Genomic DNA, 16,411 nt, shown 5'->3' with positions numbered 1-16,411 from the left:
ATTTTAAAAACCTGCTTTGAGTGAAAGCGTGTATTGCTGCGGTACAGGCAGGGCCACGCCACCCGATGCAAAAAATTCAGGATCCTGTCCTTTCAACTTCTTATTGGCGTAAAGCAGCGCCGGGTTATTTGCCACCAGACTGATGGAGAAGTTGCTTCCGCCGATATTCTTAACGAACGCGGAAGGCAGGAGGCAGGTAAGCGATACCTGTTTGAGTCGTATAAAGCTGCCGTCAACCACACGCACATCAGAATAGTTATATACCGCATACGGATCTGTGCCTTCAAGCTCGCTCGTGTTGCGGGTGTCCAGCACGGAGGGTATGTTGGTGAGCGCTTCGTCGCCGCTGATCATCCAGCGGTTCAGGAATTCTTTAGGCGTTGCATCCAGGTCTGTGTAGCTGCTGCTGAAGGCAGGATTCAGGCGGATCTTGTTGCCGGTGCTGTATGTGATGAGTGCCGAGAGTGTAAAGTTCCGGTATTGCACAGCGTTGTAAATGCCGCCGGTGGTGGTCGGGTCAACCGGACCTTCGTATTTCAGGTATGCGGTTTTATCGCTTTGCAGGTATACATTCGGACTCACGTCACCGCTCTCGTTGATAAAGTACGGCGAGCCGTTCTCGGCATCCAGCCCTTTGAAACGTACGGAAAACAATCCGCGGTACGGATAGCCCTGGCGTGGCCCGCCATCGGAAGACACCAGCTCCCAGATGTTTGGGTTGCTCTTCAGGTCCGTTACCTTGTTGGTGCTCCGGGCAAAAGTGAGCTGGGTTCTCCAGGTCGTGTGGTTCTTCTGAAATACAGTGTATCCCAGGGTGAGCTCGATGCCGCGTGATCTCATGTCGGCATAGTTGGCTGATTTCACAAACTGTCCACCGATGCCTGACGTGCGCATGGGACTGATCAGGTCGAAGCCATTCCGGTTGTACCAGTCGATCGTGGCGGTGAGCCTTTCGTTGAAAAAGCCCGCGTCGATACCAATGTTCGTTTCGTACTGTTTCTCCCAGGTGAGATTCATGTTCTCGAGGTCCTGGATGTTGATCACCGATTCGATCTCCGGAAGGTATGGACGGGTCGCCTTGTTGGTAGACAATACGAGGCTTGAGTTGGTGGCATTGCCCATGCTGGCTGTCAGCCCGTAAGTAGCGCGCAAAGTCAGACGGTCAATGGTGCGCTGCTGCTGCATGAACGGTTCCGTGTCAAGATTCCACGAACCGCTTACGTTCCAGGTAGGAAGCCACCGGGCCACGCGTGATTTTCCCAACCGGTTCGACCCGTCATACCGGATGGTGGCATTGGCATTGTACTTTCCACGGTACGAGTAGGTGCCGTTCAGCATCCACGCCAGGAACCGGTCATAGTTCATTCTCATGCCATAGAAGTCGAAGTTGCCTTCGATCACCTGCTTGATGATGTTGGGGTCCACATAAGGAATCCCTCCTTTGTCAAACTGATAGCCGTAGCCATAGAAGAACTTGTTCTGTCGGTCGGCATGCCGCAGCTCCTGCGAGCCGAAGAGGCGTACGATATGGGTATCGTTAAATGTTTTGTTCCACTCCAGCGTATTCCGGAGGTTGAAGCTCACCAGGTAGTCGTCGTTGGTATTGTAGAAGCCGCCATAGGGGAGTACCACTACAGGTTCGGCTTCCGGATCATCCGGGTCTCTGTAGAGGAACCGGTTGTTTTGCCGGATGGTAGCATCGCCCGCAGCGCGGTATGCGTTCGCCATATTCGATTGCTCATACACCTTATGCTCCTGGTTGGTCTTGGCATATCGCAACGCTCCGAGAAATGCATAGCGGACATTTTTTGTGATCTTGTACGAAACATCGCCCTGCAGCTTGAGGTCGATCATGGTCAGGTCGAGCGTGTTGTTGCTCAGCTCGTCGATGATGTTGAAAGGCGCAAAGTTCCTTTTGAAGAACTCGAGGTTGCCCTGCTCATCGTAAGCTGTGAGCGTGCGACTGGTATTCAGCGCATAGCTGAAGGGGTTGATATCGAAATCGCGGTCATACTTGCCCTGCACGGGATTGCTTCTGCGGCTCACGGTGCCAGGCGCGCGTTGTACACGCACCGATCCCTGTGAAATGAATCCCAGCGACAACCGGTCTGTAATGTTGAAGTTCGCGCGGGCGTTTCCGGTAAACCGTTTTACGTTGTCGCCGATCGTCCAGCCTTCATCTTTCAGGAAGCTGGTGGAAAAATAGAGCTGCGACTTTTCGGTGCCGGAGGAGATGCTAAGCGAATGCTCCTGCATAAAAGAGTTCCGGAAGAGAATATCGAACCAGTCTGTGTTCTGGGAAGCGTATCGCTTCAGGAATGCGGCCTTGGCTTCAGGTGTGTTCTGCAATCCGAAAAAACCGGTCTCCCCGTTGTAAGAGTCGATAAGGTCATACATTTTCACGAACACACCCCCGTTGGCAGCGCGTTTGCTGTTGCCAAACAATTCCCATCCCTTCCTGTCAAGCTCGGTGTACAGCGCCATCTGGTCTGACGAGTTCATGATGTTGAAGGTGCTGTACGAAGGTTTGAGGTACGTGGAGAAGTTGCCGGTATACGACACTTGAGGCTTGCCAACGTTCCCTCTTTTGGTGGTGATCACAATAACGCCATTCATCGCCCGTGCACCATACATCGCGGTAGCGGATGCATCTTTCAGGATCTGGAAGCTTTCAATATCATCGGGATTGAGACCGGCTACGGAAGAACCGATCAGCGTTTTTGTATCGCCGGTGGAGAGCTGCTCGTTGGAGACATTCACCACATCTTCGAGGATCACGCCGTCTACCACCCATAGCGGTTTGTTGTCTCCCGTAATGGAAGTAGCACCGCGGATCCTGATCTTGGGCGCTGTACCGAAGGTGCCTGAAACGTTCTGTACAGAAACACCGGCAGCACGGCCCGCCAGCATCCGGCTTACGTCGGTTACACCGTCCTGCTTCACATCACTTCCTTTCAGGTTCACCGTTGACCCGGTGAATAATTTTTTATCCACCTCCTGGTAACCGGTGACCACTACTTCTCCCAGGATGTTTACATCTTCTTCCATCACCACCTTCACTTCAGATCGTCCGGTGATGCTTATTTCCTGGCTTTTATAACCGATCATGCTGAAGACCAGCACGGCATTCTCCTGCACCCTGATCTGGAAATTGCCATCGATGTCGGTGATCGTTCCGTTGCTCGTACCTTTTTCAAGGATGGAAACCCCCGCCATAGGAGTGGCCGTGCCGGCGCTTACCGTGGTCACTTCCCCTTTGATGGTGATCACCTCCTGTACGGCCCTGGAGCGCTGAAGCACCACCATGTTGCCAATGATCTTATAGGTGATACCTTTGGATTGCAGCACCTTGAGCGATGTTTCCAGCGAAGCGTTGTCGGCATCGCTTTCGATCTGAAGGGAACGATTGATCTCCGAAGCATCGTAGACAAACGTGATCTGATGTTGTTTCTCCAACCGTTTAAGAAAAGCGTCGAGCGATTCGACCCTGGGTTGTTCCAAGTTGCCTGCCATCGCAGAAATGGTGCAAATAACCACCAACAACAAGGAGAGGAATAAAAACCTTCCGGAAAACAGCACCGCACGGCCGTAGACTGTCGACCGTGGACTGTGGACTATCTTGTATAGATGTTCATACATAACGACTCGGTAAATATTGATGGGAATTAGATGGGCTCCTGACTTCTGTTGATGCTAAGGCTTGCTTTTGATGATGACGATGGAATTCTTCCTTTCGATGCTGATCGGGTAGGTAGCTTCCAGCACATCCAGCACTTCCCTGAGCTCGCTGTTCTTAAAGCGGGCGTTGAATTTTTTGAAGTTGGCGATGGAGTCGGTGAGGGCCACCCTGATCTTGTAATAGTGTTCCAGTGAATGAATGACCTCACGCAGGGAGGCGTCGGTGAAATTCAGCTCGTGCGTAAGCCAGGCGTCGGCATTCTGGTTGGTGACATCAACAGCCGTCAGCGTTTCCGTCAACCGGTTGTAAACGATCCCTTTTCCGGCGGTGAGCACCGACCTCTCTTCAGCACCTGATTCAAACCTCACAGATCCGGCCTTAACGCTTACGTAAACCTCATCGGCAGTAACGGTAATATTAAAACGTGTTCCCAACACTACTACGCTCGACTGACCGAGTTGTACAATGAAGGGGTGTTCCTTGTCATGCGCAATCGAGAAGAAAGCATTGCCTTTTTCAAGGTTGATCTTACGCTCGCTGCCCGCGAATGCTTCCGGATACAAGACGGTGGTATTTTCATCAAGCGATACTTTGCTGCCATCGGAAAGCCTGATGGAGTCACGCACGCCTGTTGTAGTGGCTTTGGTGAGCAGCGCTGAGGGCCTGGTAAAATAATAAACGCCATAGCCGATCACACCGATGATGGCGATGGCGGCCACACGCAGGATCCATTGATAAAGCGGAACTTCTTTTGCTTCGTGGCGGGTGATGTAGCGCGGGGTTTGTTTGAGCTTGAAAGAAAGGCGTTCAGTCGCCTCGGCCACATTGATGGAATCAAGATCCTTTAATTCTGAAGACGATACCCATAGTCTATGCACTTCCTGGAAAAAGGTTTCGTGCGCGGGCGATTGCGCCCTCAGCTTCTCTATATCTTTTTGTAAAAGCGGGTTCCCGGGTTCATTAAAAAGCTGGACGATCTTCCTCAGGTATTCTTCCTCAAGATTCATGGTTTAGGGTTATGTTATTTGTTCGTGTTGTTTGCATTAAGACAAATAAGGGCACCCCACCCCACTAAAAGATTTTGCATCTTTTTAACATTTTATTTCAAAATGACCCTGGATGGCGAAAATTTCTTCTTTCTGAACTGCAATTGGCTTAATAAACAAGGTAGGTAATAGAAAAGTCTTGTTCCAGGAAGTATCATTCCAGGCTGGCACCTTGTGGACAAAGGGCACGCGATTTATCCGGATACGGACAAATTGAATTCAATGAAGGTCCTGATTTTTGGAGCTTCCGGCGCTACGGGACACCACCTGGTTTCTCAGGCCGTAAATCGCGATCATGCTGTGACGGCATTTGTTCGCTTTGCTTTAAAATTTGACATTGGCAGCGACAGGGTAGGAATATTCAAAGGTGATGTGGCAAACTATCAAAGCGTTGAAGATGCTGTCAGAAACCATGATGCTGTGGTATCGGCTTTAGGTGCTTCCAGTCCGTGGAGACGGGATCTTTCTTTAATCGCCGGCGTGCGGAATATTACTGCTGCGATGGCCAGGGTTAATGTGAAGCGATTTATTTATCAATCCTTTTTAGGCGTGAGCGAGAACAGGAAGGAGATGGGTTTTCTGATCAACCGTATTGTGCCGATCGTTTTGAAGAATGTCATTCGGGATCATGAAGCCAAAGAGGAGATCATTGTGAGCAGCAATCTGAACTGGACCATTGTAAGATGTGGCATGCTGACGAACGGACCATTTACCGGCAACTACAGAGATGGCGTACACCTGACGACAGCCGCCATAATGCCGTCGGTCTCCAGGGCTGATGTGGCGGACTTTATGCTCCGGCAATTGACAAGCTACCAGTATCTTCTCAGGAAGCCCAGAATCATGTATTAACAACCCCACTACACGCGCTGACCATTCGTGGCATGTTAATTTTCTTCTTCATGGGAAAAATTGCTATGCCGGAGAAAAAAACGATCAACCGAGCCAAAAAGGCAAAACGTGCAGGCAAGTCACCAGGTACCCAGGCCGGTGAATTTGTGCGTGAAGAAATAGAGCATATCCGCGAAGGAAAACATGGCGCAAGGTCAGCCAAGCAGGCGATTGCCATTGGTTTGTCGAAAGCGCGCAGGGCAGGTGTTGATCTGAAGCCGCCGAAAAAAGGGACGGTATCGGAGAAGACCCGCAAGAGTGCAACGCAGGCTTATAAAAAAGGTCAACGGCATGAGCCGATCTCACCTACGCGTTCCAAAGCAAGGGTACGCGCATTGAAGCGTGAAGGAAGATCTGCTGTTTCGCGTCAGGCACTGTCACGCCAGGCACATGCAGCGGCCATGAAACGAACGGCATCAGATCGCTCTGCTTCGGCAAAACAGGCAGCCAAAACGAAAGGCCCGCGCAAACGTTCAGCAGCTGCTAAGAAAGGAGCGCGCACACGGGCCAGGAAAGCGCGTTGAAAGTATTTGCGCTTTGCCGGCCGGTAGCCCGGTGTTTGTAACTACGCTATCACCATCAAAATAACCATAGAGATCGGTCATCGACGCATAGTGTTGAAGACCGCCGAAACTGTACTGCTCTTCGAGAAAACGTCATTATCACATACGTTTTGCGTCGCAGCTTCTGTTATATCATCGCTGACCCTCCCGTCAGGAGCCCCTATGAATATTAACATCAAGCTTCGTTTTCTTTTTGTCTTGTTATCAGCTTTACTCACAGCTGCCTGCAGTCAGGAAGATGAGATCTTACCAGCACCGCAGGAGTCTCCTGCCACAGAGAGCGCCGCGGTTCCGGTGCCGGCTCCAGTGCTAACCACCAAGGCTGATTCCACTAAAGCCGATTCAGCGGCGTACCGGTATGCCACGTTCAGGAACATGCCTTATCGCATTCTGTTCCCCAAAAACTATGATCCTGCAAAGCAGTATCCCATGCTTGTATTTCTCCATGGCATCGGTGAAAGAGGCAGTGATAATGAACTACAGCTGCGTTGGGGCGCATCACTTTTTCAGACGGATAGTCTTCGCGAAAAATATCCTGCGTTTATTGTCTTTCCGCAATGCCTCACAGACCATTACTGGTTTGACAGTTGGGGAACAGAAACCCTGAAAGGCCTCATTGATTCAATGGGCAAGGAACATAAGATCGGCCACGTTTACATTGGCGGACTGTCGATGGGAGCATACGGAACTTACGCCATGACCTCGCGTTATCCCGGCTTTTTCACAGGGGCTGTAGCCATCTCCGGCGACGGTGACAGCAACAAGGCTCCCGTCATGGCGCGTGCCCGGTGGAGGATCTTTGCAGGAAAAAAAGATTACATCGTATCGAGCGACAAGTCTGAAAAAATGGCTGCGGCCCTCAGGAAGTCCGGTGCGTCGGTGTCGTTTACGTTATATCCCGGTGCCGATCATACGGGCAGCTGGGTGAACGCCTTTGCTGAGCCTGACTTTGTCTCCTGGATCTTTTCCGACCCGAAATAGTAGACAGTAGGTGATGGGAAGTAGGCAACAAGTAGAACGCTATCGTACCTCGTTCCCGATAGCTATCGGGATCGTACCTCCTCCCAGGTTCATCTCATCCGCAGCAAGTGCATAAGTCTTGCTTTCAGGCTGTTGTTGTGAAGCTCGGCCTTTAATTCCTTCAGGCATTCGGCACAGAGGCAATCACTGAATCTCTCCCTTGTATAACTCCGTTCTGCATCGCTCAGCTTAACAGCGCTGCACTGGCAGAGTCCTACCGAACCAACTTTGCATTCGAATGACGCATTGCAGCGGGGACAAAATTTTTCTTCGTGTTTGATCATTGACCGTATTAAATAACCCTCAAAGGGTTCTTAACCCTTTGAGGGGTGAGTTTTAATTTACGAGGGATGGTTTACTTAACAAAGGGATAGCCTCGTTTAAAACAACCACTAAAGCACCACGCTTTCTTTCTCCGAAGCGCGCAGCTTCTTTGCGGCTTCCACCATCTCTGTCAGCGCTTTTTTGGTTTCATCCCAGTGACGGGTTTTTAATCCGCAGTCGGGATTGATCCAGAGCTGGTCTGATGGGATCACCGCTTTCGCTTTGTTCATCAGGTTTACCATCTCCTCTCTCGAAGGCACGCGGGGCGAGTGGATGTCATATACACCGGGGCCGATCTCGTTGGGGTACCTGAACCCGGAAAACGCATCGAGCAGCTCCATCTGTGAACGCGAGCATTCAATGGTGATCACATCGGCATCCATATCCGCAATGTGCTGAATGATGTCGTTGAATTCGGAATAGCACATGTGTGTATGGATCTGGGTGCTATCGCTCACGCCACTGGCCGAGAGGCGGAAAGCTTTTACGGCCCAATCCAGGTAACTGGCGCGGTCTACCAGGCGCAGGGGAAGGCCTTCGCGGATGGCGGGTTCATCGATCTGGATAATGCGGATACCCGCTTTTTCCAGGTCACATACTTCGTCGCGGATGGCCAACGCGATCTGCAGCGTGGTCTGCTCGCGGGGCTGGTCGTCGCGTACGAATGACCATTGAAGAATGGTCACCGGGCCCGTCAGCATTCCCTTCACATGTTTTTTGGTGAGCGACTGCGCATAAGCAGACCAGGTCACCGTCATCGGTTCCGGCCGGGATACATCACCAAAAATGATAGGCGGTTTCACACAACGCGATCCGTAGCTTTGCACCCATCCGTTAGCCGAGAACACAAAACCTTTCAGCCGCTCGCCGAAGTACTCCACCATATCGTTGCGTTCGAATTCGCCGTGCACCAGCACATCGATGCCGGTGTCTTCCTGCCATCGCACGGCTTTTTCCGTTTCTTCCCGGATCAGTGTGTCATATTCTGCTTGCGTCAGCTCTCCTTTCTTCCACCGCGCCCGCCAGCTCCTCACCTCGGCAGTCTGGGGAAATGATCCGATGGTGGTGGTGGGGAAGAGGGGAAGGTTCAGCGAACGCCGTTGTTCGGTCTTACGGGCAGCGAAAATATTTTTACGCTGCGCATCGGCATCTTTGATCCCTTTTACACGTTGTTTGACGGCGGCATCATGGATCAGCGGAGATGTTTTCCGGTCTTCCACAGCCTTTCTGTTCGCGTCAAGCAGGTCGCTCACGGCTCCGCTGGTTTCGGATGACGTGAGTAGCCTGAGGGTTGCAACCTCATCGAGCTTCTGCCGGGCGAAGGCCATCCAGTTTTTGATCTCCGGTCGCAGCACGGCTTCGTTCGTTTCCAGGGCCAGGTCGCAGGGTGAGTGCAGCAGCGAGCACGATGGCGCGATCATGACTCTTTGTGCGCCAAGTTTTGCAGTGGCTTTGCCGATCAGCGCCAGCGATGCTGTGAAGTTGTTTTTCCAGATATTGCGACCGTCTACCACGCCCAGTGACAGTGTCATTTTCTCCGGCAACATACCGAGCAAGGTATCGAGCTGTGCGGGGTCTCTTGCCAGGTCTATATGCAACGCACATACGGGAAGCGAAACCGCGAGGGAAGCATTGCTGCGCAGGCCTTCGAAATAGGTGGCGATCATGGTCTTCACATGCGGAACCTCGCGTTTGATCTCCGAATAAGCATACGTGAAAGCGCGCTTCTCTTTTTCCGACAGGTCGAGCGCCAGGAAGGGCTCATCGAACTGGATCCACTGAACATCCAGGGCATCGAGGCGTTTCACGATCTCGATGTATACCGGCAACAGGTTTTTCAGGAGGTCTATGCGATCGAAGCCTTTTTCTTTTTCCTTGCCCAGCAACAGGTAGGAGACAGGGCCGAGCAGCACCGGCTTGGTAACGATGCCCAGTTGCTTGGCTTCATAAAACTCATCGATCACTTTTGTTGAGAACAGCTTGAACTGCTGATCCCTGCGGAATTCGGGAACGATGTAGTGATAGTTGGTGTCGAACCATTTGGTCATTTCCATGGCGATGATGTCGAGGCCATGCTTCTGGTAACCGCGTGCCATGGCGAAGTACAGGTCGAGCTCCGAGCTGTTCTGCTTCACCATCACATCGTGGTAACGCTCGGGAATGGCGCCCACGGTCAGCGACATGTCCAGCACCTGGTCGTAGAAAGAAAAATCATTCGAGGGGATCAGGTCGATGCCTGCCTGTTTTTGCAGCATCCAGTTGTCGTGGCGGATGTTCCGGCCCACCTGCAGAAGATTTTTCAGTGTGGATTTTCCCGACCAGTAAAGCTCACTGGCCTTCTTGAGTTCACGGTGGCTACCAATGCGCGGGTAGCCAAGGTTGTGTGTAAGCATTTTTTTGCTTGTGTTAAGTTGAACAATACGTTTAACCGTCAGCCTGCAGCCAAACGAATTGCTTACACGAAATGAAACGGACAGGATGGAAGACGAGCGCATCAAATGCATGGAAGATGATGCGGGTGATCAATGCCTGACAGAAGCTTCAGTGCGCGAAAGCAATGTCAATGCGTTGAAGGCAAGTCTCCTGACTTACCCGACCTTGTTCGCCTTCTCGTCTCCGTCACCGGATGACAATGGCACTCTTGAACAAAGCTTTTTTCCGGCAGGACCGGAACGGGTTCACAGTTGCGCGACAGCCCATGATTCTCACATGGTTCCTTTTTAATTCTCCCGAGGCTTCGGGAAAAACCAGCTACGCTAATGATGTTTAAAAATGCAAAGAACTGACCAGGCAAAGATAACAAAATAAATTTCCCTTTACAGAGGTTACTTTTGCCGTGCTATTTTGTAGAAGACAGGTAAAGGTCTTCTGTCACGGAACAGAAGGGCTCAGGCATGGTCATTTGAGGGAAAATTTTCCCGGACGCGCCTGATCCATCGTTGTAAAGATCATGAGAAGGACCCAACTTCCGCGGAAGTCACTTCCCCCGGTACGGGAAGTTTCTTCCGTTCATGTATTCGTACCTGAAATCTGCTTTATCATATGAGATGTATTGCTTGTGATGTTGTATCTTTAAAGCTTCATTGTTTGTAGTCATGACAAAACCCCCTCGTGTATTGGCAATCGCTAAACGGCAGGTGCTGATACTCTTTATCCTCACGCTGGCAACGTATACAGGCTTTGCACAGAACGCCGAATTCACAGCCGATGTTACTTCAGGTTGTTTCCCGCTCACAGTACATTTTACAGATGCTTCCACCGGTGCCACTTCCTGGACATGGGAGCTGGGCAATGGCAACACCTCTACCAACCAGCACCCCTCTGCCACTTATGCGTCGCCAGGAACCTACACGGTAAAGCTGACGGTATCCAACGGCACAACCTCGAACACCGAAACAAAAACAGGTTACATTGTTGTTCACCATAACCCTGTCGCTGATTTTTCTTTTGATAAGAATTCGGGATGTAGTCCTTTAGGAGTAGCCTTCACGAACCTCTCAACCTCGGCTTCAGGTGTTATCACAGACTGGCTATGGGCATTCGGTGATGGCGCACAAAGCAATATCCCGAATCCCACGCACACCTATACGTCTTCCGGCAGCCGGTCTGTGACCCTGCGGGTAAAAAACCAGTTTGGCTGCGAGCATGTTGCCGTGAAAGCGTCGGCCATCAATGTGCAGGGACCCGTTGCCCTTTTCACGCCCAGTAATGTCAAAGTATGTCAGGTGCCTGCCACGATCAATTTTACGAACCAATCTACAGGCGCTGTTTCTTATGCCTGGGATTTTGGGAATGGAAAAACAAGCACAGACGCCGCGCCGTCGAATACTTACACGCAGCCGGGCAGTTATAACGTAGTATTGAAAGCCCGTGATGTGCAGGGTTGCGAGAGCAGTCACTCGGTAGCGGTGTTGGCCGGAAGTGACGATGGCCTTGATTTTACACCTTCAATCACAAAAGTGTGCGTAGGAGAGGCGGTGAGCTTTATGGTTCAGGCCGATGCGCCCATGCTTTCAATTCTTTGGGATTTCGGTAACGGCACGTCTTCCACAACGGAGAACGCCGTTGTTACTTATCCCGCCAAGGGGATCTATGATGTTACACTGGAAGCAATGCTTCAGGGGAAATCATGCCATTCCGTGGTCACCAAAAAAATTGAAGTGCTGGCAGACCCGGCGCCCAATTTCACCTATAAGGCAGACTGTAATAACAACGTCACGTTTACCAGCACGTCCACAGGAGCTGCGCGCCTGGAGTGGTATATCGACAACACGTTGTACTCTACGGGCACATCATTCCTGCGTGCTTTCGGTGCGGGCGGTAAGTATACGATCAAGCTCATTGCTTATAATGCGTTGAACTGCAGCAAGACACTGGAGCGCGAGATCACCATCGCAGGTAAGCCGAAAGCGGCGTTCACGCCCAACCAGGAGCAGGATTGTACGTCGCCATCGCTCTCCGGGTGTGCACCGTTCACTGTTCAATTCAAAAATGAGTCTGATGGGATAACTTCCTTCACATCACAATGGAATTTTGGTGATGGAGCATCTTCCAACGATAAAGAGCCAAGCCATACCTATGCAAAGGGAAATTTCACCGTCACCTTAAGGATCACCAACGCGCAGGGATGTACCAGCACGGCCTCTGCCAAGGTAGCGGTAGCGGATGTGAAGCCTGTAGCAAAGTTCACCACGGATAAAAAGGAAGTATGCACACGTGAAAATGTGAAGTTCATCGATCAGTCGCAGGGTGCCAATTTCTGGTGTTGGGATTTCGGCGATGGTAATACCGGCACGGGCAGCCAGATAACACACAGTTATATTGAGCCAGGCGTGTACACCGTGACCCTGGTCGCGAAAAACGCAGGTTGTACCGATACCTTTGTGATCACGCAAGCCGTGAAGGTGAACGCGCCGCTGACGAATTTTGAGCTCAAGAAAAATTGCTTCGATCCTTATACCGTCAGCCTGCAAAACCTTTCGGCCGATTATCATTCTCTCGAATGGGATTTCGGCGACGGTAATAAATCTACTACCGATGTATCGGACCATCGTTATCAATCGGTAGGCGATTATACGGTAAAGCTGACCGCCACCAACAACACCACGCATTGCACAGTGAGTGTGCTTAACTCGTTCACCATTCGTGATGTGCGTGCCGACTTCACCATCGACAACGTTAAACCCTGCAAAGGGGCACAAGTAAAATTCACCGATAAATCAGATGCTGCCGTGAAATGGGAGTGGATCTTTGGCGATGGCACGATCTCGTCCGCCCAGCACCCCGTGATGAGCTATTACACGGCCGGACCGTTCAATCCGAGGCTGCGTGTTACCGATGCGGATGGATGCACCGATGAAAAGTCTCTACCGTTGGCTGTGCTGGATATCCAGGGTAATTTTATGTTCAACGCCACCAGCACCTGCGATAAGCTCACGGTAGATTTCGATGATTACTCCACAGGCACCCCGCAGATCACCGACTGGCATTGGGATTTTGGCGATGGCAATACTTCTACCGATCCGGAGCCGCATCACGTTTACACGGCGTTGGGAAGTTATCCTGTAACGCTCACCCTTACCAATGCTGATGGCAATTGTTCATTCATCCGCTACGATGCCGTGAAGTTCACCAACCCTGTTCCCGAATTCACAATTCCCAAACCCGCGTATTGCATCAACGATCCGATCGTGATCACCAACTGGTCGCGTGATGCCATATCGTTCAACTGGGATTTTCATGACGGCCGGAGCGCGAACACCATTCATACACAGATCTCCTACCCCGCAACAGGTAGCTACCCGGTTACGCTCAGCGCTACCGATGGCTATGGTTGCAAACGATCCGTGACAAAAACCGCGTTCATTACCATTACCAAACCGGTGGCGGCGTTCAAAGCTTTTGATACGGAAGGCGCATGCCCGCCACTGATCACCGTGTTCCAGGACCTTTCAACCGGAAATGTGGCTGGCTGGCAATGGGATTTTGGCAACGACACTTATTCCGTGCTCAAAGACCCGGTGAACACATACCTCAGGCCTGGCATCTTTGATGTGACCCTGAAAGTGACCGATGCCAACGGATGCTCCGATACCACCGTGGTGGAAAAGCTTGTTCGGGTGGGCGGACCGGACGGAACCTTCAGCAGCAGCATGACGGCACCCTCGTGTGTAAATACTACGATTCAGTTCAATGCCGTGACGACAAATACGGTTGTTCACCGTTGGGACTACGGCGACGGCAACGTTGACGATATGTCTGTGTCCAACACAGCGCATCTTTATACAGGTACGGGATCGTTCAATACATCGCTGGTGCTGATCGATGACAAGGGCTGCAAGGTTGTGGCCGTGGGGAATGAAAGGATCGTTGTGGGAGACACGACCAAGATCGATTTCAAATACAACCCGGTATGCATCTTTGAAGGCGATCCGTTTTTGCTCGAGGCTGAAGCTGCAGAAGAAGTGACCTGGGCGTGGGAGATGGAAGGCAAGGCATTGGGCACTGACGCCGTACAACCGGTACTGCTGGACACTGCAGGAGCGTATCGTGTGGTGTTGCGTGCCACCAATCAGTATGGATGCGTGTCAACGGTATCGCACATCATTCCCGTGCATGGCAACATTACTTTTATTCCAAATGTGTTCACACCCAACAACGATACTTACAACGATCGCTTCGAAGTAAGGGACCTTGAAAAAAGCAGGTGGGACCTCCGGGTCTATAACCGCTGGGGCGACCCGGTGTATAAAAAGGATGACTACCTCAACGACTGGGATGGCGGCGGCCTGGCTACCGGCGTTTACTACTACAAGCTAACCAATGCCGTCTGCGAGAAAACGTATAAGGGGCACGTTACGATTACCCGGTAGTTGTCAGAGTTCCACCAGCTGGCTAAGGTTACTGGCATACCCAATTTGCTACGCCCGCCCTACCACAAATGTCAGCAGTCATCTCGTTACTGATTTTTGAATCCTGGCAAGATGCTCCTATTGGTTTACAAATCTGCTTCAGCGTAAAGGTTGCGAATCTCCCACTTCTTGATGATATATCGAGTTTCAGGGTACCGTTTCCTAACGCTATGATTTTATACTGTTGCCTCATAATAGGAACGTCAATCGTGTTTTTCCCGTCATAGGTATATTCCATTACCACATCAGACTCAAAATCTGCACAATCTCGACTGTACCAACGAACCACGTCAGGATAAAAATTGTATTCGTGGTGCTCGGTTATTCCCGGTAGGCAGCTGCCAGTGCTGACCTTGTACCTGACAATTTCAGTGGTTGCCCATTTGCCGTAAAAGTCGATCTTCTTAAATGAGGGTGCATCATCTTCCTCGCATGAGATCAAAGCAGATGCCATGGAGATGATCAGGAGGGTTTTAATATTTTTCATGGCCTTTGCTGATAGCCTTTAATTGACGGTGCTTTGCAGGCATCACTTTTACTGATACACGCATTACAATATATATAATTGGGCAGAAGCCAATTGCTATGCCCGAGCGAGGAGGGTTTTCAGAGTCGTTGGTTCTTCTACCGTCAACCCTGGACTACCGACTATTTACGCACTCAATGATTTCTTCGAAGCTTTTCCGTTCAGCTCATGCTTCGATACTTTAGCCATTTTTTTGAATTGCTTTTTCAATTCACTCTTCAGCTCACTGGAGAATTTTTTGCTGACCTTGTCGATCAGCTTCTTCGTTTTTTTGGAGGGTTCTGAAATGTGATAATTCGTAATAACGCCCAGGAGGCTCTCATTCACAGTGGCACGTATCTCTTTCCTGGTTATTTTTTCTGATGCTTTTTCCATATAACGGGTTTATTCAATTGTGTTGTAAACCAAAACTAAGCCTTGTTAAGCAAATGTTATATCACTTAACAAAAACTTAACATTGGCACTGATAAAACTGCTTTTTTGCAATGGAATCGATGATTTTCAAAGATCAATACGAGTTTAGTATTCCGGGAACAGCCATTGTGATGCGCACGACGCACGATCTTTCCCGGTACGAGCGATTTCGCCACGAATGCACTAAGCACACATTGAGACATAAAAGAAACTTGTGCAAGCCTGTTGCGTCACGCATTGACAACCACAACTGTACCGCTGTGGGCTGTTGTTTCAAAATCCAATTGAATTTCCACCATCAACCGGGATTACCGTGCCGGTCATGAAGCTTGATTCGTCGCTGGCGAGAAAATACGCGGCGTTGGCAACATCTTCGGGTACGCCCAGCGTGCCCATGGGCGTTCGCGAGAGCACTTTATTCTTTCGCTCCGGATCGCTGTCAAGCGCGGCAGCTGACATCTTGGTGCGGATGAAACCCGGCGCGATACAATTCACACGGATCCCCATCGGCGAAAGCTCAACCGCCATGGCACGGGTCATACCTTCGATGGCTGATTTGGATGCGGTATAGGCAATTACTTTGGGGATACCATATTGTGAAGCCATGGAGCTGATGTTGATGATCGACCCACGCTTTTTGTCGATCATTACTTTCACAACCTCACGCGACAAGGCGAACACACCGAGCACGTTGGTCTGGAAAATATTCTGGAACTCCTGGTCAGTTACTTCTGCGAAATTCTTTTTCAGGTTGATGCCTGCGTTGTTCACCAGAATGTCGATGGTGCCGTATTGATCCACAATTGTCTTGACCGTATGCGGCAGCTGCGCCAGGTCGTTCATGTCGGAGACCATGGTGATACAACCGCTGCCGAGCGCTGCAGCAGCGTCGTTGAGCTTTTGCACGTTACGCCCCGTGATAATTGTTTTGATGTTGTTGTCTACGAATTTTTTCGCGATAGCAAGACCCAGCCCGGAAGCGCCGCCGGTGACCAGCGCGATCTTGGAAGAATTGAAGTTGTCGTTCATGTATTGTA

At 50.8% G+C, this 16,411-nt stretch carries 11 protein-coding genes and 1 riboswitch; of the genes, 4 read left to right on the top strand and 7 right to left on the bottom strand.

Annotated elements, in window-relative coordinates:
• Positions 1 to 3: 3 nt before the first annotated feature.
• Both KK083_RS02055 and KK083_RS02050 read right to left on the bottom strand, forming a co-directional pair.
• Positions 4 to 3,513 carry a SusC/RagA family TonB-linked outer membrane protein gene (locus KK083_RS02055; protein ID WP_254160182.1) on the bottom strand — a complete coding sequence of 1,170 codons (3,510 nt, stop codon included), beginning with the start codon at positions 3,511 to 3,513 and terminating at the stop codon, positions 4 to 6.
• Positions 3,514 to 3,693: 180 nt separating this feature from the next.
• Positions 3,694 to 4,686 carry a FecR family protein gene (locus KK083_RS02050; RefSeq protein WP_254160180.1) on the bottom strand — a complete coding sequence of 331 codons (993 nt, stop codon included), beginning with the start codon at positions 4,684 to 4,686 and terminating at the stop codon, positions 3,694 to 3,696.
• Between the two features lie 261 nt (positions 4,687 to 4,947).
• Here KK083_RS02050 and KK083_RS02045 point away from each other — a divergent pair, with 261 nt between their 5' ends.
• From KK083_RS02045 to KK083_RS02035, 3 genes are all read left to right on the top strand, one after another.
• Positions 4,948 to 5,577 (top strand): NAD(P)-dependent oxidoreductase, encoded by a 630-nt coding sequence (locus tag KK083_RS02045; protein ID WP_254160178.1) that lies wholly within the window; start codon positions 4,948 to 4,950, stop codon positions 5,575 to 5,577.
• 50 nt (positions 5,578 to 5,627) lie between these two features.
• Positions 5,628 to 6,140, top strand: coding sequence for a DUF6496 domain-containing protein (locus tag KK083_RS02040; RefSeq protein WP_254160176.1), 513 nt, complete (start codon positions 5,628 to 5,630; stop codon positions 6,138 to 6,140).
• Between the two features lie 201 nt (positions 6,141 to 6,341).
• Positions 6,342 to 7,160, top strand: a complete 819-nt coding sequence (locus KK083_RS02035; RefSeq protein WP_254160174.1) for a carboxylesterase family protein — start codon at positions 6,342 to 6,344, stop codon at positions 7,158 to 7,160.
• 89 nt (positions 7,161 to 7,249) lie between these two features.
• Here the strand turns inward: KK083_RS02035 and KK083_RS02030 are convergent, their stop codons facing one another.
• Together KK083_RS02030 and metE are read right to left on the bottom strand one after the other, a co-directional pair.
• Positions 7,250 to 7,483 (bottom strand): cysteine-rich CWC family protein, encoded by a 234-nt coding sequence (locus KK083_RS02030; protein ID WP_254160170.1) that lies wholly within the window; start codon positions 7,481 to 7,483, stop codon positions 7,250 to 7,252.
• A gap of 108 nt (positions 7,484 to 7,591) precedes the next feature.
• Complete coding sequence (metE, locus tag KK083_RS02025; protein ID WP_254160168.1) at positions 7,592 to 9,916, bottom strand: 5-methyltetrahydropteroyltriglutamate--homocysteine S-methyltransferase; 2,325 nt, start codon at positions 9,914 to 9,916, stop codon at positions 7,592 to 7,594.
• A gap of 163 nt (positions 9,917 to 10,079) precedes the next feature.
• Positions 10,080 to 10,290: riboswitch (cobalamin riboswitch) on the bottom strand.
• 349 nt (positions 10,291 to 10,639) lie between these two features.
• Between metE and KK083_RS02020 the strand changes: the two genes are divergently transcribed.
• Complete coding sequence (locus tag KK083_RS02020) at positions 10,640 to 14,395, top strand: PKD domain-containing protein (RefSeq protein ID WP_254160166.1); 3,756 nt, start codon at positions 10,640 to 10,642, stop codon at positions 14,393 to 14,395.
• A 28-nt stretch (positions 14,396 to 14,423) separates the two neighbouring features.
• Here KK083_RS02020 and KK083_RS02015 read toward each other — a convergent pair whose 3' ends face one another.
• From KK083_RS02015 to KK083_RS02005, 3 genes are all read right to left on the bottom strand, one after another.
• Positions 14,424 to 14,921 (bottom strand): hypothetical protein, encoded by a 498-nt coding sequence (locus tag KK083_RS02015; protein ID WP_254160164.1) that lies wholly within the window; start codon positions 14,919 to 14,921, stop codon positions 14,424 to 14,426.
• A gap of 165 nt (positions 14,922 to 15,086) precedes the next feature.
• On the bottom strand, positions 15,087 to 15,335 hold the full coding sequence (locus KK083_RS02010; RefSeq protein ID WP_254160162.1) for a hypothetical protein: 249 nt from the start codon (positions 15,333 to 15,335) through the stop codon (positions 15,087 to 15,089).
• A 312-nt stretch (positions 15,336 to 15,647) separates the two neighbouring features.
• Complete coding sequence (locus KK083_RS02005) at positions 15,648 to 16,403, bottom strand: SDR family NAD(P)-dependent oxidoreductase (RefSeq protein WP_254160160.1); 756 nt, start codon at positions 16,401 to 16,403, stop codon at positions 15,648 to 15,650.
• Between the last annotated feature and the right edge of the window lie 8 nt (positions 16,404 to 16,411).

Origin of the sequence: Chryseosolibacter histidinae, assembly GCF_018598225.1 — a bacterium.
GTDB classification, from domain to species: domain Bacteria; phylum Bacteroidota; class Bacteroidia; order Cytophagales; family Cyclobacteriaceae; genus Chryseosolibacter; species Chryseosolibacter histidini.
Note: the sequence above shows the minus strand (reverse complement) of the source record. Positions and strands in the feature narration are given on the sequence as shown.